Source organism: Bradyrhizobium sp. AUGA SZCCT0169, assembly GCF_018130085.1.
In the GTDB taxonomy this organism is placed as follows: Bacteria; Pseudomonadota; Alphaproteobacteria; order Rhizobiales; family Xanthobacteraceae; genus Bradyrhizobium.
Window position 1 is genome coordinate 55,443 of the sequence record NZ_JAFCMC010000036.1, and the last position, 16,365, is coordinate 71,807.

The following is a 16,365-nucleotide window of genomic DNA, read 5'->3' on the forward strand; positions in this document are numbered from 1 at the left end:
GCCGCGCCAACCCGAAGGTTGACGCGGCCATGGCCGTTCTGTTGCCAGGTGGACCAACCCCGAACAGGTTACGCCGCGAGGCGCACTTCGTTCAATGCAACGTTATCGTTTGCATTTAGGTTTTTGACCCGATAACGGCGGTATCATGCCGAGCACAATTCCGAACTTCTTTGCGACCATCGATCCTGGTTCGCCCCCGCCATAGCAGCCCTGGGATCTTGCCTTGCGGCAGAATCGATCTCATGTGGAGCATGATCTTTTCGGATCGTGCTGTCGATGAGACCTTTAAGCTCAAGCTGCTAGGGTGGAGGCGCCGGGTACTGCCCCCGGGTCTGCCCGCAGTCCATTCAGAGTTTCAGCGCCATCGTCTTGCGACGAAGCGGTTGTACGCGGGATTGGCGGGGAAAGATAGGGTGGTGTCGACGATGGCTCTGGATCAGGCGTTGGCATTGAAACGCGCGAAGGATTGGAGGCCTATGCCCCACCATTTCGTGAATTCTTCTCACGAAGGAAGTCTTCGACATTCAAGTCACCGCCTTTGCCCGCATCGAGCGAACTGATGCCTTTGTCAATTTCACCACGAAGCGAATTGAGACGCTCCATGCGCGACAACAGCCTGCGGCCGATCTTTTCCTGATTGGCGTCCGGCAGCCGCAAATTTGCGCAATCGCTTGTTCGATCATTTTGGCCATGGATGGAACCCAACCCATTCCAATTCGCGGAGCTGGAAAGGTTGGAGCGGGCGAAGGGAAGCGAACCCTCGTATGCAGTTTGGGAAGCATTTTTTGCACCCTTATCCGTCAATAGGTTACACGGATTTGGCTCTTTTTTGGCTCCGATTTTAAGGGGAATGATTGCGCACTATGATGCCCGCGTCCTCCCAAGCCGCTGAAGGAAGGATTTTCAGAATGAGTTCTCCGAATACCTGGCGTTCCCGGTAAGGCGATCTCGTCGATACGCCGAGCTCACGGCCTTTAACGCTCGGACCCAAGCAATGGGCAAAAGCCGTCAGAACTTGCTTTTGCTTCGTTCGGCGTTTTTCCAGTACCACCGCCAAACTTCACGCGTACGCCATCTGGATAGAGATAGCGACAATTGTAGGAGTAGAAGCCGCCCATGCTCGCATGGTATTCCGTTGTCGATCCAACAAAGATGCCGCGCGTTAGTCCGTATCCGAGAAGAAGTGCTACGACCAAACCGAAGAAAGCCCAGCCGAGCGTGATGCCAGCGGTCATTGTCCACCCTCTGCCTCTGCTACGCCCCAGGAAGCGGACTTCACATCCGGCCGTTTATGAGTACACGCCCTAGCTTAATAACGGTGCCAACACCGTCGTCCCCATTCCACATCTTCTGCTTAGTCAAACTCACAACTTAAAACTTCGCTCGTACACTCATGGGTCATTCATTAGTCAATATGACTTATTGAATCACACGACTGAAAACCTGCAAGCGAGCTGTGTGTCTAGAATGGCTCCGTTTTGGCTCCGAATTGGCGCCGATCAGCACCAAAAATCACAATCATTTCAACGAATGGGATACCCATGTCAGCCCAGAAATACAGCTAACTCCAATACGTGCCTAGTGCACAAACCCTATGAAATACTGGGTATTGGAGCGGGCGAAGGGAATCGAACCCTCGTATGCAGCTTGGGAAGCTGCCGTTCTACCATTGAACTACGCCCGCGAACGCTTTTGCGCTCCCCCTGATTAGCCGACCCCGGGCGTTCCGCCAAGCGGTACCCGCGCCTCCCCGCCCCAGGCCCTTAACGGCTTACAAAGATTCCAGATGCGCGCTGTGATGGCGGTGTTATGATCCGGCCGGGGTTGGTGGCGTATGGCGGGGCGGGGCTACAGCATTTTTGACACGGGAATCGGCCGGTGCGGGATCGCATGGGGCGATCTTGGCGTCATGGGCGTGCAGCTTCCGGAGGCCCGTGAGATCGACACCAGGCGGCGGCTGTTCCAGCTTTATCCCGACGCCCGCGAACTTCGCCCTCCGGAGAATGTCGCCATCGCGATCGAAGGCATCGTGGCGTTGCTGCGCGGCGGATCGTGCGACCTTTCCGATGTCGCGCTCGACATGACCGGCATTCCCGTCTTCAACCAACGCGTCTATCAGTTCGCCCGCACCATCCCGCGCGGCGAGACCCGCGTTTATGGTGAGGTCGCCAGTGCGCTGCGCGCCTCTGGCGCGGTCTATTCGGTGGCGCAGGCCATCGCTCGCAACCCCTTCATGATCATCGTGCCTTGCCACCGCGTGCTCGAGGCCGGGCACTATGCCGACAAGATATCGCCGAACGGCGGCGCCATTTCCAAGCGCCGGCTGCTGTCGATCGAAGGCACCCGTCCGACCGCCAGCAAGACCCTGTTCGACGTGCTGCTGCCTGTTGCGTCGCCTCGTCCGCCTACCTAAATTTGCGGGATGACAGCGACCACGCTCCTGGAACGCAAATCGATTTCGGTGTCCGACTTCCGCTGCAGCGCGGGGCCCGGCGACAAGCCGTTCGCGGAACAGCACCGCTGCCACTCGATCTCCTATGTCCGCAAGGGCAGCTTCGGCCTGCACTGCCGCGGCAAGTTCAGTGAGCTGGTGGCGGGATCGGTGCTGATCGGCCATCCCGGCGACGAATATACCTGCACCCATGAGCACGTCTGCGGCGACGAGTGCTTATCGTTCTTTTTGAGCCCGGAGCTGGTGGAAGCGATCAGCGAAGCCAGGGATATCTGGCAGATCGGCTCTGCGCCGCCGCTGCCGGAGCTGATGGTGCTGGGCGAACTGGCGCAGGCGGCGGCAGATGGCAGCAGCGACATCGGCCTCGACGAGATCGGGCAGGTGTTCGCCAGCCGCTTTGTCGAGGTGGTATCCGGCAAGCCACGCAAGACTGGTTCCGACGCCGCCCGCGACCGCCGCCGCGCGGTGGAAACCGCGCTGTGGATCGATGCCAATTCGCACCGCGAAATCGATCTGGAAGATGCCGCAGCGCAAGCCGGCATCAGCCCGTTCCATTTCCTGCGGCTGTTTTCCGACGTGCTCGGCGTCACCCCGCACCAATATCTGCTGCGCTCGCGGCTGCGCCATGCAGCGCGGCGGCTGGCCGATGACGACAGCCCGATCACCGATATCGCCTATGACGTCGGCTTCGGCGACCTGTCCAATTTCGTGCGCACGTTCCATCGCGCCGCCGGCGCCTCGCCGCTCCGGTTCCGCCAGGCCTCGCGCGGGAAGCGCAAGATTCTCCAAGAACGGCTTGCCCTCCACTGACTAGGGTTTCTCCAGGTTGCGCGGCATTCCCGCGCGCACTTCTCACTGGAGAACAGCAATGTACGACCACATCGGATTACGCGTCGGAAATCTCGACGCCAGCGTGCGCTTCTATACGGCAGCGCTCGCGCCCCTCGGCTTTGTGCTGTGCTCGCGCGATGATTCCGGCGCCGGCTTCGGCCCGAAGGGCGAACCTGCGCTCTGGCTGCATCTGCACAAGGGCGCGGCCAGCACCGGCGCCCATGTCGCGTTCCGCGCCCCGGATCATGCCGCAATCAAGCAATTCCACGCCGAAGGACTGAAGGCCGGCGGCCGCGACAATGGCGGCGCGGGAGCACGGGCGGATTACAGCCCGACTTACTACGCGGCGTTTTTGATCGACCCTGACGGCAACAATGTCGAGGCGGTTTGTACGTAGGTAGTTAGGCGCTCCCATCTCTCCTCCGTCATTGCGAGCGACGCGAAGCAATCCATGGCGCGGCAAAGCAAGTGTGGATTGCTTCGTCGCTTCGCTCCTCGCAATGACGAACAACCTCTCATCGAAGGACCCTACCCCATGGCTTCCATCCACAAGGACATCATCATCGACGCTGCGCCGGCCGACGTCTGGGACGCGGTGCGCGATTTCGGGGCGTTGCATACGCGGCTGGTGCCGGGCTTCGTGCTCGACACCCGCCTCGACGGCGACGCACGGATCGTGACGTTTTCCAACGGCACGGTGGCGCGCGAATTGCTGGTCGATTGCGACGATGCGCGGCGGCGGCTGGTCTATGCCGTGATCAGCGAGCGGATCAAACAGCACAGCGCCGCGGTGCAGGTGACCGCCGAAGTCGATGGCCGCAGCCGGCTGGCCTGGACCGTCGACGTGCTGCCACATGAAATCGCGCCCTACATGAACGCGCAGATGGATCAGGCGGCGCTGGCGATGCAGAACGCGCTTGGGAAAGCCGCGGCATGATTTCCGCATTTCTCGAAGCGCTCGGCGCGGTCGGCCCCTCAACCGACCGCGCCGGCAAGATGGATCTGTACGGACGCTTCATCGGCTCCTGGGATCTCGACGTCAGGCAATTCTCCGACGACGGCCGCGAGCGCCGCCGCGCCGGCGAATGGCATTTCGGCTGGGCGCTGGAGGGCCGCGCAATCCAGGATGTCTGGATCGTGCCGCCGCGTGGCGAGGCACGCCACGGCGATGCCACCGCCCAGGTCAATTCCTATGGCACGACGCTGCGGGTCTATGATCCCGATATCGATGCCTGGAGGATCCAGTGGACCGATCCGGTGGCGCGAAGTTTTCTGCAGATGATCGGCCGCGCTGAAGGCCGTGACATCGTGCAGCACGGCACGCGGCCTGATGGACAGCTGATGCGCTGGAGTTTTTCCGAGATCACGCCGAACTCGTTCCTCTGGCGTGGCGAGATCTCCGCGGACAACGGCGCGAGCTGGCGTGTCAATACCGAGTTCACCGCGCGGCGGCGAGCACCGTGATCTTTCGCACAGATCGGCAAGCCTCCCTTTCCTAGCGTCACCAGTTGCGCCCGGATGGCACCGCCCCCGCGGGCCGCGGCGCATTGGGAGGTCGAACCATGACTGGAGCTGACAAGGTTGTGTGCCAGGCAGCCACGCTGCTGCTGCTGTTTGCCCTGACGACGACGCCGGCGAAGGCGCAATTCGCCGGGTTCGGTGGGGGTGGAGGCGGCGACGACATGATGAAGCAGATGGCGCCGATGCTGGAAATGATGAAGGCCAAGATGGGCAAGCGCCGCTTCGGCTTGATGATGCAGACCGTGGGGCCGATGATGGGCCGCATGATGGAAGGCGGCGGTGGTGGTTTCGGCGGCATGATGGGCGGTGGTGGAATCCCCGGCGGCTACGGTGGCAGCTATGGCGGCTATGGCGGCGGCATGGCCCACGGCTATGGCGTCAACATGGGCGGCGTGGGCGGCGGCGACATCATGGGCATGCTCGGCGGCGCCGGCGGCAGCGAGATGATGAGCATGATTCCGCAACTGATGCGTATGGCCAATATGGGCGGCAGCCGTCACGGCCGAAAGCATCGGCGGCGCTGAGCTACGACAGCGCCGGGCGAGCCTTTGCAAGGGGGACGCGCTTCGGTCCCCACCGCGTCAGGATCACGCTGAGGCAGGACAGCAGGCCGAGCAGCATCATCGATGCGGCCGTCAGCATGAAAAAGTCCATAGCCGTGGCGTTGTGCGTCGACAGCCACCAGCCGCCGACGCCGATGAACACCAGCCGCGCGGTCTGCGCCAGCACGGGGCCGAGCACCTTGGCCGCGCCCTGCGATGAAAAATAGCAGGTCGTGGCAAGGCCGAGGAACGCATACATCGGCGCCGCCGTAGACAGATACTGCCGGCTTGCGGTGCGCACGCCCGCATTGTCGGTGAAGAGATTGACCCAGATGTCGGGGAAGATCGCGATCAAGGTCGCCAACGCTCCGACCCCGACAAAGGCCACGCCGCCCGCGATCCAGCAGATCCTGCGGGCCCGCGCGATGCGCTGCGCACCGATCGCCATGCCGACCATCGGCACGGTCGCGATGCCGACCGCAAAGGCGATCGACGTCAACATGAATTCGAGCCGCGCGCCGATGCCGTAACCGGCCAGGATCTCGGTGCCGAAACCCGCCAGCATGTAGGTGAAGATGCTGATCGTCAGCACCGATTGCAGCGGCGAGAAGCAGGCGATGGCGCCGACCTTGAGAATGTCGATGAACATCGCCCAGCGAATCCGCAGGCCGACGATCCTGGGAACGATGCGCGCGCGGCCGGAAAACAGATACCACGTCATCACGGAGATGCTGATGAGGTAAGCGATCAGCGAACCGGCGGCGACGCCCTGCATGCCGAATTGCGGGATCGGACCGAGACCGAGACCGAGCGTGCCGCCGAGAATGATCTGGCAGACGGCGGAAACCAGCATCAGCAGCGACGGCAGCTTCATGTTGCCGGTGCCGCGCAGGATGCCGGCCATCGTGTTCATCAGCCATGGCACGACGGCGCCGCCGAAGAATATCTGCGTGTAGCCGATCGCCTGCGCCAGCACGTTGCCGCGGCCGCCGAGCAGTTCCAGCAGCTTTGGGCCGAAGATCAGCATGCCCAGCATGAAGACGAGCCCGAAGCAGAGGCCGATCAGCAAGGCATGCGCGGCGAGCACCGACGCCCGCTCGGTATCACCGGCGCCTAGCGCGCGCGCGATCGCGGACGCCACGCCGCCGCCCATGGCGCCGCCCGACATCGTCATGGTCAGGATCACGCAGGGAAACACCAGCGCCATCGCGGCCAGCGATTCCACCCCGAGCCGGCCGATATAGGAGGTCTCGGCGATCACCACGCAGGTGCCGGCCGATAGCGCAATGACGTTGGGCCAGGCCAGCCACAGCAGCGTGCGCAGGATCGGACCATCGACCAGCGCATTCTTCGCCGGCGGCAGCGGTGGCGGCAGCGGGCGCTCTTCCTCGTCGACGGGAATTTCGGCAACGCCGATATCGGACATTTCTGCTCCCGCGCGCGAAAGGCAATCCTGAGATCGCGCGCCCATTCAATATTTTGGGCGCATTATCTCGCTGCGCCAGGATGTTTCCTAGCACGGCAGGCGCTGATTCCGCGTGCGCGAAACGCAATGGGGGCCTGCGCGATTGCAGGCGGGCGCACTCCCCTAGCCGATCGACCAGACGAACGGTGCCTTTCCGCCTGCCGGCGGCTTCAAATGCACGGGAATATGGCGGCCGCAGCCGGCTGCGAGGCCTTCGAACAATCCCTGCAGGACGCTGGCGCAGGCCGGGTGATAATCGCCGACATCGGCCATCAGCTTCCAGCTCTGCTGCCGGATTTCGAACGTGCCGTCGGACTCGCTGATCTCAACCGCATCATCCTGCGCCTCGAACAGCGCACGCAGGAAGCCAGCAAATTCCTTCGGCCCGCCGCGGCTCGCCCCAAGGTTTTGCGCGATCTCGTCGAAATATTGCATGCCGATCAGCTTGCCGGTGAGGTGCAATAGATATCGGGCGTCCTCCGGGCCGAAGCATTGCACCATCACGGGAGCCGCGGTCTTCACATATTCCATGGCGTAGTTGCGATAGGCCTTTTCCAGCCGCGGCTTCGGCCAGCTTGCAACAGGCAATGCCGGCGCGGTGGCGGGATCGAAGCGCGGCGCTTCGAGATGCCGCGCGAACACCATCCGCGCATCGAGGTCGAGCGGATGATCGTATTCGCAGTAATAGCCTTCGAGGCCGTCCTGGCCGTCGACGCTTTGCTTGGTACAGACGAAGCCGAGATTGAGATTGCCGAGCGCCACGCCGTTATTGCCGTGCCAGCCCCGCAGCATCGCGCGCGACACTTCGCCGGGCACGCCGCAAATCGCGGTGCCCCTCCAGATCCAGCGCGGCGGCGGATAACGGATCCAGGCCTTGCGATCGGTCTCGTACATGTATTCGACATGGACGCCGCCGATCCAGTTCGAGAGATAGTGATACTGCGCAGCCGCGACCGCCGGCGGCAGATGGCTGAGCCCGAGTTTTTCCAGCCCCGGCAGGAAGCGCTCCTGCTGCTGGCGGCGAAACACCCGGAACACGAATTCGGCGGCATCCGCCGTGCCGCGGCGCGAGACCACGGTGAGAACGAGGCCGGTGAAATACGCGTGATAGAGATCAGCGATGCTGCGCCACTTCGCCCATTGCGCTTGCTGCGCGGGGTCATCCTTCGCCTCGGTCATCGCCATCCCGGTTCCCTTTTCTTTCCGCACGCAGGGTTGCGGTTCAATTCACGCGAATTTCATGGCAGGCGCCGCGAACAATGGCCGGCTTTCCGCATTGGTGGAGCGATATGCACCGCATTGTACATCGATATGCAAGGAGCCGTCATGCATAGCCACCTTCGGCTGGCGCTATGTCTGGGAGCGCTGGCGCTTCCTCTCGCCGCCTGTAACGAACAGGCCCCATCAGGCTCCGCCGAACAGACCTATGGTCCCTCGCCCCAGTTGCCGGCGCCGCAGACCTCGTGGATACCGACCGTCAACATCGCCACTGCCAAGGGCTGGCCCGAAGGCAGCAAGCCGACCGCCGGCAACGGCATGGCGGTGAATGCGTTCGCCAGCGGGCTCGAGCATCCGCGCACGGTCTACGTGCTGCCAAATGGCGACGTGCTGGTGGCCGAGTCCAACGCCCCACCGAAACCGGACGGCGGGGGCATCAAAGGCTTCTTCTTCAAGTGGGCGCAGAGCCGGGCCGGCGCCGGCGTGCCGAGCGCGAACCGCATCACGCTGTTGCGCGACTCAGATGGCGATGGCGTCGCCGAAACCCGCAGCATCTTCCTCAGCGGGCTGAACTCGCCGTTCGGCATGGTGCTGGTCGGCGAGGAGTTCTATGTCGCCAATACCGACGCGATCATGAAATTTCCCTATCAGACCGGCGTCACCAGAATCACCGCAGCGGGTGAGAAGCTCACCGACCTGCCCGCGGGCACGCTCAATCATCACTGGACCAAGGACCTCGCCGCCAGCCGCGACGGATCGAAGCTTTATGCGACCGTCGGCTCCAACAGCAACATCGGCGAGAACGGCATCGAGGCCGAGAAGGATCGCGCCGCCGTATTGGAGGTCGATCGCGCCAGTGGCACATGGCGGGTGTTTGCCTCAGGCCTGCGCAATCCGAACGCACCTGCTTGGAATCCGCACACCGGCGAACTTTGGGTGGTCGTCAACGAGCGCGATGAACTCGGCAACGATCTGGTGCCTGACTACATGACCTCGGTAAAGGACGGCGCGTTCTATGGCTGGCCCTACAGCTATTTCGGTGATCGCGTCGATACGCGCGTCGAGCCGCGGCGTCCCGATATGGTCGCCAAAGCAATGGCACCGGACTACGCACTCGGCGCGCATACCGCTTCGCTCGGGCTCGAGTTCAACACCGGCAATCTGTTTCCGCAAGCGATGGCGGGTGGCGCGTTCATCGGCCAGCACGGCTCGTGGAATCGCAAGCCGCGCGCCGGCTACAGGGTGATCTTCGTGTCGTTCGAGGGCGGCAAGCCTTCCGGCAAGCCGCAGGACGTGCTGACCGGCTTTGTCAGTGATGACGGTGAAGCCCGCGGACGTCCGGTCGGCGTGCGGTTAGACAAGCAGGGCGCGCTATTGGTGGCCGACGACGTCGGCAACACGGTATGGCGTGTGACGCCTGCGATGACGTCGGCGGCGAGGTAGGCACCAACCACCGTCATTGCGAGCGAAGCGAAGCAATCCATCTTTGCTCGGGAACGTGGATTGCTTCGTCGCTGCGCTCCTCGCAATGACGAGGTGAGAATCACACCCTGAAATGCTTGCTCAGTTTCAGGCCCTGGGCCTGATAGTTCGAGCCGATGCGCTGGCCGTACATGGCATGGGGCCGCGCCAGCATTTTTTCATAGACCAGGCGGCCGACGATCTGGCCGTGCTCGAGGATGAACGGCACTTCGCGTGAGCGCACTTCGAGCACCGCGCGCGAGCCCTGCCCGCCGGCGCCGGCATAGCCGAAGCCGGGATCGAAGAAGCCGGCATAATGGACGCGGAATTCGCCGACCAGAGGATCGAACGGCACCATCTCGGCGGCGTAATCCGGCGGGATCTGCACCGCCTCCTTGGAGGCGAGGATATAGAACTCGCCGGGATCGAGGATCAGGCTGCCGTCCGGGCGCGCCGCGATCGGCTCCCAGAATTCATCGACCGCATAGCCGCCGCGGCGGTCGACATCGACCACGCCGGTGTGGCGCTTGGCGCGGTAGCCGACAAAGCCGCCGGAATTCGCGCCGCTTAGATCGACGCTCAGCGCCACGCCATTGGCGAGATCGGCGTCGTCGATATCGACCAGCCGCTCGGCCTCATGCAGCGCGTCGAGCTCGTCCGCATTGAGGATGGCGTCGCCGGTGCGGAAGCGCACTTGGCTAAGCCGCGATCCCTCGCGCAGCAGCACCGGAAACGTCTTCGGGCTGATCTCGGCATAGAGCGGCCCGTGGTAGCCGGCGCCGATCATGTCGAAGCGGCGGGTACCGTCAGCGATCACGCGGGTGAAGACGTCGAGCCGCCCGGTCGAGCTTTTGGGGTTGGCGGCGGCGACGATCTCCGGCGGCAGCGCGAGGCTCTCCAGCAGCGGCACGATGTAGACGCAATTGGTTTCCAGCACCGCCCCGTCAGTGAGGTCGATCTCGTGCAGTTTCAGTTCGTCGATACGCTCGGCCACCGTCGCACCCGGCCCCGGCAGGAAGCTCGCGCGCACCCGGTAGGCGATATCGCCGAGCCGCAGATCGAGGCTCGCGGGCTGGATCTGGCTCTCGACAAAGGGATAGGCCGGCAGGATCAGGCCCGCATCCGCCATCGCCGCGATCATGCGGTCGGGCAGAATTCCGTTGGCGTCGGGCGGCAGCGTGAAAGGCACGGCGGTCCTCAAGGGAGCCCGGGAAGGATGACCCGAATGTCATCCAAACCTCATAAATATGGGCATTTAGGGGTTATCCGATGGCCGGCTTGACGAAAAGGGCGCGAGGGAATATCAGCATGACTTATCCCGTGGTGATTTGAGCCGGCCGGCTTGCAGCCACGTTAAATAAGTCGCTAAACAGGCCGGGGACACGTGTGATCCCGGCCTGTGGAAATTTTTCCAGGCCGGTTTTTTGTGACCATTTTCAATGGTGGTCGCGACGGAGGTCACATGCCTGAGGCTAAGTCTACCACCCGCTATCGTCCCGAAACCCGCATGGTCCATGGCGGCACGCTACGCTCGCAGTTCGGCGAGACGTCCGAGGCGCTGTTCCTCACCCAGGGCTACGTCTACGACAGCGCGGAGCAGTGCGAGGCCCGTTTCAAGGGCGAGGAGCCCGGCTTCATCTATTCGCGCTATTCCAATCCGACGATCGAGATGTTCGAGCGCCGCATGATCCAGCTCGAGGGCGCGGAAGCCGCGCGCTCGACCGCGACCGGCATGGCCGCGGTGGCGACCGCTATCCTCGCACCGCTCCGGGCCGGCGACCACGTGGTCGCTTCGAAAGCTCTGTTCGGCTCCTGCCTTTACGTGGTGCAGGATCTCTTGCCGCGCTACGGGATCGAGACGACGCTGGTCGACGGTCTCGATCTCGACCAGTGGCAGCGCGCGTTGCGCCCGAACACCAAGTCCTTCTTCCTGGAGAGCCCGACCAATCCGACGCTCGACGTGCTCGACATCCCGGCGATTGCCGAGATCGCGCACAGTGGCGGCGCACGATTGATCGTGGACAATGTGTTCGCCACGCCGATCTGGCAGAGCCCGCTTTCGCTTGGCGCCGACGTCGTTGTCTACTCCGCCACCAAGCATATCGACGGTCAGGGCCGCTGCCTCGGCGGCATCATCCTGGCCTCGGAAGCGTTCGTCGCCGAGCACCTCCATAACTTCATGCGCCATACCGGCCCGTCGATGTCGCCGTTCAACGCCTGGGTCCTGCTGAAGGGACTGGAGACGCTGGCGGTACGGGTGCGCGCGCAGACCGAGACCGCCGGCAAGGTGGCCGATGCGCTGGCGAAGCATCCGAAGATCTCGCGGCTGATCTATCCCGGGCGATCAGATCATCCGCAGGCCGAACTGGTGAAGCGGCAGATGCGCGCCGGCTCGACCCTGGTCGGCTTCGAGGTCAAGGGTGGCAAGCAGGCCGCGTTCCGCTGCCTCAACGCGTTGCAGATCTCGCGGATCTCGAACAATCTCGGCGACGCCAAGAGCCTCGTCACCCATCCGCCGACCACGACGCACCAGCGGCTGACGCCGGAGGCGCGCGCCGAGCTCGGCATCAGCGAAGGCTTCATTCGCTTCTCCGCCGGACTCGAGCATGCGGATGACCTGATCGAGGATTTTGCGCAGGCGCTGGAGAAGGCGTGAGCTGATTGCCACCAACACCATCGTCGTCCCGGCCTTGAGCCGGGACCCATAACCACAGGACGTTGTGAGTCAAGGAAGTGGTCGACCACCGTGTTTAATCAGCACGGCCGCGGCGTGGGTCCCGGCTCAAGGCCGGGACGACGGCGGTGTGTAACGGCAACAGCCGTAATCACATCGGCCGATAGGTCCGCACGTCGGACGGCACGTTGACGCCGAGCTTGATCTGGCCGACCGAGCGGATGATATCGTCGCCGAGCAGTTGCGCGAAGCAGGCGTAGCCCCAGTCGCTCATGTGTAGGCCGTCGGCGATGACGAAATTGTCCATCGGGATCGCCTGCTTCTCGTGCCAGTCGCGCATCACCTCGAAGCGCGGGAAGATGCCGACCTTGCGCAGTTCGGCGACCTTGCCCAGCAAATTGATCATCTTGCCCGCGCTCTCCGCGCGTTCGTTGACCCGCGGCGAATATTGCAGATCGATCAGCACCAGATCGGCGCCAGCCGCCTGAATGCGCGCGACACCGTCTTCCACGAGCTTGATGGTTTCGGCCGGATCGAGATTGCGCAGCACGGCGTTGGTGCCGACCTGCCAGATCACCAGGTCCGGATGCATGTCGATGACCGAGGTCTGCAGCCGCTTCATCATCTCAGGCGCGTCCTCGCCGCCCTGGCCGCGGTTGATCACGGTGATGTCGGCGGTCGGGTATTGCCGGTGCAGCTGCGCCGCGAGGCGGTTGGGATAGTTGAATTCCGGCGAGGTCGCGCCAAAACCCGCGGTCGACGACGATCCGAACGCGATGATCACCACCGGCTCGCCCGCGGCGAGCTTGCCCGCGACACGCGGCAGCGATCCCATCTTTTTGGCGCCACCCTTCGGCGGCAGGCAGGGAACGCGGCTGAAAATGTCGGCGGCGGATTTCGCGACCTCCTTGGCCTTGTCGATCGCCTTGCCGGTGACGCTCCTCTGCGCCGCCGGGCTGGACGGCTCGGTGGCCGCCACGCTGCCCGCACCCGTGGTCGGCGCCGCCGGCGGTTTGGCGGCTTCAGATTTGGCCGTGTCGGATAACGTCGCCTGCTGGGCGGTCTGGGTCGCCTGCGCCTGCGCTCGCGCCTGCAAAACGGACGCCGGCATCAGCAGTACCGTCGCTGCGATGGCGAGCGCTGCCAGCGATGCAGACGGGAAAAAAGGGCAGTAACGACTCATTTACGCTAGTTCCTCAATTCTGCTGGGCCGGGTTCACATGCGCCGCGTCGATCACGAATTTCGACAGCGCGCGGCCGAGGCAATCATGCACCCGCTTGGCCAGGTCAGGGCCATGCGACGTGGTGGACAGGTCGAAATCTCCGGCGTCGCTCCAGTGCCGCATCATGGCGAAGCGGTCGAACAAGGGAATGTCGTGCTGCTGCGCCACCACGCGCATATTATCCAGATAGGGCGGCGCGGAAATCATCGTTTCAGTGCGCGGGCTGTATTGCAGATTCATCAGGATCACGTCGGTACCCGCCTTCTGCAACGCAGCAACGCCCTCTTCGACACCGGCGCGGAAATCATCGGGATCGATCGATCGGATAGCATCGTAGGTGCCGGTCTGCCAGATAACCAAAGTAGGCTTCTTTAGCTCGGCCAGCTTAACAAGTCCGCCAGCGACCTCTTCGGCCGTCTTCTTGACCTGTAGTTCTACGGATACGTTCACGGCGACCTTCGGCAGCGCCTCCTTCAACATCGCCTGCAGCCGGCCGGGATAGGCGCTGGGTTCGGACGACGGAATGCTCGACGACCGGCTGCCCACCACCAGAATGTCCAGCCGGCGGTCGCCGGCAATGGCCGTCTCGACCTTAGGCAGCTTACTCTCGGACGTCAGCAGATAGGCCGGAACCTCGCAATTGGCGGGGGCATCCTCGGCGCGCACGGGGGCTGCGGCCAGCAAGCCGGCAATCAAGGTCAGCCCCAGGATCATCACCGGGTTGGACTTCATCAGCCCCCTCCCGCCATATCGGCGTTGCCAACAGCGCCTTTTTTCTTGGCATTCTTGTCTGCGGAATTCTTGTACCACGAAATGACCCACGCCATGCCGGACATGATGAGGATTCCGACGACGCTGATCAGGAAGTGCATGCCCGCTCCACCGGAGATTTCGGCCAGCACGAAATGCCCCGCAAAGGCGAGGAAGACGCCGAGGCAGAATATCTCAAGCGAATGCTGCCCGCACAGGATCAATGGTCGCAGCCAGGGCGATTTCAACCCCGGCCAGTCCTTGCGCAGGAAGCGCACCGTGATCGCCGCCAGTGCCAGGAAGTGCGCGAAGCGCAGCACATCCAGATCGGTCTTGCTGATCGGGTACATCCACTGTTCGAGGTGCTTCGGCATCAAAAAATTCAACTGCGGAAGATGCCAGGTCAGCGTAACGAAGAAGGCGGCCAGCAGATAGGCAAAGCAGATCCACATTGTGATCGGCGAGGAGAGTATCGCCGACATCCGCACCGCGCCGCCGAGCGCGCACCAGGCGCCGAACGTAAACAGCAATTGCCACGCGAACGGATTGAAGAACCAGGTGCCGTTCGGATAGGCCGACAGGTACAGATCGAACTGCCAGGTCGCCGCGTAGAGCGCCACCGACAGCCCCAGCGAGACGTCGGGCCGCCACTTCATCAGCCACAGGATGATCGGCAGGAACAGCATCAGCACGATATAGAGCGGCAGCACATCCATGTTGACGGGGCGGAATCTCAGCAGCAAGGCCTGGATGATCGTGACATCCGGCTGCTTGAGGAAATCCATGATCCCCATTTCTTCCGAATACAGCGGGTTGTTGAAATTGGTTGCGACGTAGGAAATCTCCGCCAGGAAGATCGTGAACAGGAACACATGCGCCACGTAGATCTGCCAGACCCGCCGCATGATGCGGGCGGTGGCGATCACGAAGCCGGATTCCAGCATGGCGCGGCCATACACGAACGCTGCGGTATAGCCGGAGATGAAAATGAAGATCTCGGTGGCGTCGGAAAAGCCGTAATTGCGGATCGTGAACCAGGTCAGGATGTTCGCCGGCAAATGATCGATGAAGATCAGCCACAGCGCCAGCCCGCGAAACAGATCGAGCCGCAATTCGCGCTCGCCGGCCGCCGGCAGCGTGATCGCCGGCGCGGAGGTGGCGGCCGCGTCACTCGCGGACGGTCCGGCAATCTGATCGGCAATGGACGACATCGGGCACCGTTTTGGCAGCGAATCTACGCAAATTGCACGGCCGTAAGGATAATATCGGCCCGCAAGCACGCAATACAAGCAAGATACGGGGTCGGAACCGCGCGGGTGCGCCTTAGGGCGAAACTATGTTGAAACGAGGATGGAGTACCTCGACAGCCCGCCCCCGCCGGCTGGCCGGCGATTGGTTCCACCGCCTTTCTTCGCTATGCTGCGCATCAGGATTCTGGAAGCTTTTCATCATGTACCGCGCCGTCACCCGTCTGATCGAAGTCACCGTCGAACCGAACTTCATGCCGGAGCGGTCGTCGGTCGATAAGGGCCAGTATTTCTGGTCCTACACCATCGTCATCACCAATTCCGGCAACGAGACGGTGCAGCTGCGGACGCGGCACTGGATCATCACCGACGCCACCGGCCGCAAGCAGGAAGTCCGCGGCGAAGGCGTGGTCGGCGAGCAACCGGTGCTGGCCCCCGGCGAACGCTTCGAATACACCTCCGGCGTACCGCTCCCCACCGCATCCGGCTTCATGACCGGGCGCTATCAGATGGTCAACGAAAGCGGCGAGAAATTCGAGATCGATGTGCCGACATTTTCGCTGGATAGCCCTGACAACAAGCGGGTGTTGAATTAGGGGCGAGAGGCGCATTGCGCTCCCTCCACGCGTCGTCCCGGCCTTGGGCCGGGACCCATACCGCGTGACCTCTCGATGAGGCTCGGTCGCAGAGACCTTTCGCAAAACTTCTTCCTGTGGCTATGGGTCCCGGCTCAAGGCCGGGACGACAGCGTGTTTGTTGCTGCACTGTACTGAACACACCTTCGCGTTCTCGCGACGCATTGCGCCCGAGCTTTGCCAGAAATTCCTTGCCCTCGAAATATGAGGGCGCAGGGAAGACCGGGTGCGCGCTGCACCCGCGGTCCCGTGTGCGGTTAGCACTAAAAAGGCTGCACACGAGCATACAGGGCAGCGGAGAACACCCGGCCTTCCCTGCGCAATGGCTTTACGGCTTATGCCGTGC

The 16,365-nt window shown here is 62.9% G+C and carries 17 protein-coding genes, 1 tRNA gene, 1 other RNA gene and 1 riboswitch; of the genes, 9 read left to right on the forward strand and 10 right to left on the reverse strand.

Translation table 11 applies throughout. The features are described from left to right. Window positions 1-25: 25 nt before the first annotated feature. The 4 genes from ssrA to JQ609_RS28685 form a co-directional block, all read right to left on the reverse strand. Window positions 26-415, reverse strand: a transfer-messenger RNA (tmRNA) gene (gene ssrA, locus JQ609_RS28670). Window positions 416-474: 59 nt separating this feature from the next. After that, on the reverse strand, window positions 475-804 hold the full coding sequence (locus JQ609_RS28675) for a hypothetical protein (protein ID WP_212276182.1): 330 nt from the start codon (window positions 802-804) through the stop codon (window positions 475-477). A 170-nt stretch (window positions 805-974) separates the two neighbouring features. Then, window positions 975-1,235 carry a hypothetical protein gene (locus JQ609_RS28680; protein ID WP_212276183.1) on the reverse strand — a complete coding sequence of 87 codons (261 nt, stop codon included), beginning with the start codon at window positions 1,233-1,235 and terminating at the stop codon, window positions 975-977. Between the two features lie 375 nt (window positions 1,236-1,610). Continuing rightward, window positions 1,611-1,684 (reverse strand) — tRNA-Gly (locus JQ609_RS28685). Between the two features lie 150 nt (window positions 1,685-1,834). Here JQ609_RS28685 and JQ609_RS28690 point away from each other — a divergent pair. From JQ609_RS28690 to JQ609_RS28715, 6 genes are all read left to right on the forward strand, one after another. Continuing rightward, window positions 1,835-2,413 carry a methylated-DNA--[protein]-cysteine S-methyltransferase gene (locus JQ609_RS28690; protein ID WP_212276184.1) on the forward strand — a complete coding sequence of 193 codons (579 nt, stop codon included), beginning with the start codon at window positions 1,835-1,837 and terminating at the stop codon, window positions 2,411-2,413. Between the two features lie 9 nt (window positions 2,414-2,422). After that, window positions 2,423-3,262: an AraC family transcriptional regulator gene (locus JQ609_RS28695; protein ID WP_212276185.1), complete on the forward strand. Its 840-nt coding sequence runs from the start codon at window positions 2,423-2,425 to the stop codon at window positions 3,260-3,262. 58 nt (window positions 3,263-3,320) lie between these two features. Then, entirely contained in the window at window positions 3,321-3,680 is a 360-nt protein-coding gene (locus tag JQ609_RS28700; protein WP_212276186.1) for a VOC family protein, read from the forward strand. Between the two features lie 138 nt (window positions 3,681-3,818). Beyond that, on the forward strand, window positions 3,819-4,220 hold the full coding sequence (locus JQ609_RS28705) for an SRPBCC family protein (RefSeq protein WP_212276187.1): 402 nt from the start codon (window positions 3,819-3,821) through the stop codon (window positions 4,218-4,220). Next, window positions 4,217-4,747 (forward strand): hypothetical protein, encoded by a 531-nt coding sequence (locus JQ609_RS28710; RefSeq protein WP_212276188.1) that lies wholly within the window; start codon window positions 4,217-4,219, stop codon window positions 4,745-4,747. The genes JQ609_RS28705 and JQ609_RS28710 overlap by 4 nt, the downstream gene beginning before the upstream one ends. 98 nt (window positions 4,748-4,845) lie before the next feature. Then, the gene (locus JQ609_RS28715; RefSeq protein WP_212276189.1) at window positions 4,846-5,328 is read left to right on the forward strand and encodes a hypothetical protein; all 483 of its coding nucleotides are present in this window, start codon (window positions 4,846-4,848) and stop codon (window positions 5,326-5,328) included. A gap of 1 nt (window position 5,329) precedes the next feature. Here JQ609_RS28715 and JQ609_RS28720 read toward each other — a convergent pair whose 3' ends face one another. Together JQ609_RS28720 and JQ609_RS28725 are read right to left on the reverse strand one after the other, a co-directional pair. Beyond that, window positions 5,330-6,772 (reverse strand): MATE family efflux transporter, encoded by a 1,443-nt coding sequence (locus JQ609_RS28720; RefSeq protein WP_212276190.1) that lies wholly within the window; start codon window positions 6,770-6,772, stop codon window positions 5,330-5,332. 162 nt (window positions 6,773-6,934) lie between these two features. Beyond that, the gene (locus JQ609_RS28725; RefSeq protein ID WP_212276197.1) at window positions 6,935-7,990 is read right to left on the reverse strand and encodes a hypothetical protein; all 1,056 of its coding nucleotides are present in this window, start codon (window positions 7,988-7,990) and stop codon (window positions 6,935-6,937) included. A 147-nt stretch (window positions 7,991-8,137) separates the two neighbouring features. On the opposite strand from JQ609_RS28725, the gene JQ609_RS28730 reads away from it, so the two are divergent. Then, window positions 8,138-9,472 carry a sorbosone dehydrogenase family protein gene (locus JQ609_RS28730; protein ID WP_212276191.1) on the forward strand — a complete coding sequence of 445 codons (1,335 nt, stop codon included), beginning with the start codon at window positions 8,138-8,140 and terminating at the stop codon, window positions 9,470-9,472. Between the two features lie 100 nt (window positions 9,473-9,572). Here JQ609_RS28730 and JQ609_RS28735 read toward each other — a convergent pair whose 3' ends face one another. After that, window positions 9,573-10,679 (reverse strand): 2'-deoxycytidine 5'-triphosphate deaminase, encoded by a 1,107-nt coding sequence (locus JQ609_RS28735; protein WP_192735453.1) that lies wholly within the window; start codon window positions 10,677-10,679, stop codon window positions 9,573-9,575. A gap of 121 nt (window positions 10,680-10,800) precedes the next feature. After that, window positions 10,801-10,880, forward strand: a riboswitch (SAM riboswitch). Window positions 10,881-10,952: 72 nt separating this feature from the next. On the opposite strand from JQ609_RS28735, the gene JQ609_RS28740 reads away from it, so the two are divergent. Beyond that, window positions 10,953-12,146 carry an O-succinylhomoserine sulfhydrylase gene (locus JQ609_RS28740; protein ID WP_212276192.1) on the forward strand — a complete coding sequence of 398 codons (1,194 nt, stop codon included), beginning with the start codon at window positions 10,953-10,955 and terminating at the stop codon, window positions 12,144-12,146. Between the two features lie 169 nt (window positions 12,147-12,315). On the opposite strand, the gene JQ609_RS28745 is transcribed toward JQ609_RS28740, so the two are convergent. The 3 genes from JQ609_RS28745 to JQ609_RS28755 are packed head-to-tail and all read right to left on the reverse strand — an operon-like array spanning window position 12,316 to window position 15,348. Continuing rightward, window positions 12,316-13,347 carry an SGNH/GDSL hydrolase family protein gene (locus JQ609_RS28745; RefSeq protein WP_212276193.1) on the reverse strand — a complete coding sequence of 344 codons (1,032 nt, stop codon included), beginning with the start codon at window positions 13,345-13,347 and terminating at the stop codon, window positions 12,316-12,318. 13 nt (window positions 13,348-13,360) lie between these two features. Beyond that, window positions 13,361-14,119, reverse strand: coding sequence for an SGNH/GDSL hydrolase family protein (locus JQ609_RS28750; RefSeq protein ID WP_212276194.1), 759 nt, complete (start codon window positions 14,117-14,119; stop codon window positions 13,361-13,363). Next, a complete protein-coding gene (locus JQ609_RS28755; RefSeq protein WP_212276195.1) occupies window positions 14,119-15,348 on the reverse strand; it encodes an OpgC domain-containing protein in 1,230 nt (409 codons plus the stop codon). The genes JQ609_RS28750 and JQ609_RS28755 overlap by 1 nt, the downstream gene beginning before the upstream one ends. 239 nt (window positions 15,349-15,587) lie before the next feature. Between JQ609_RS28755 and apaG the strand changes: the two genes are divergently transcribed. After that, complete coding sequence (gene apaG / locus JQ609_RS28760) at window positions 15,588-15,980, forward strand: Co2+/Mg2+ efflux protein ApaG (RefSeq protein ID WP_192735458.1); 393 nt, start codon at window positions 15,588-15,590, stop codon at window positions 15,978-15,980. Window positions 15,981-16,365 lie beyond the last annotated feature (385 nt).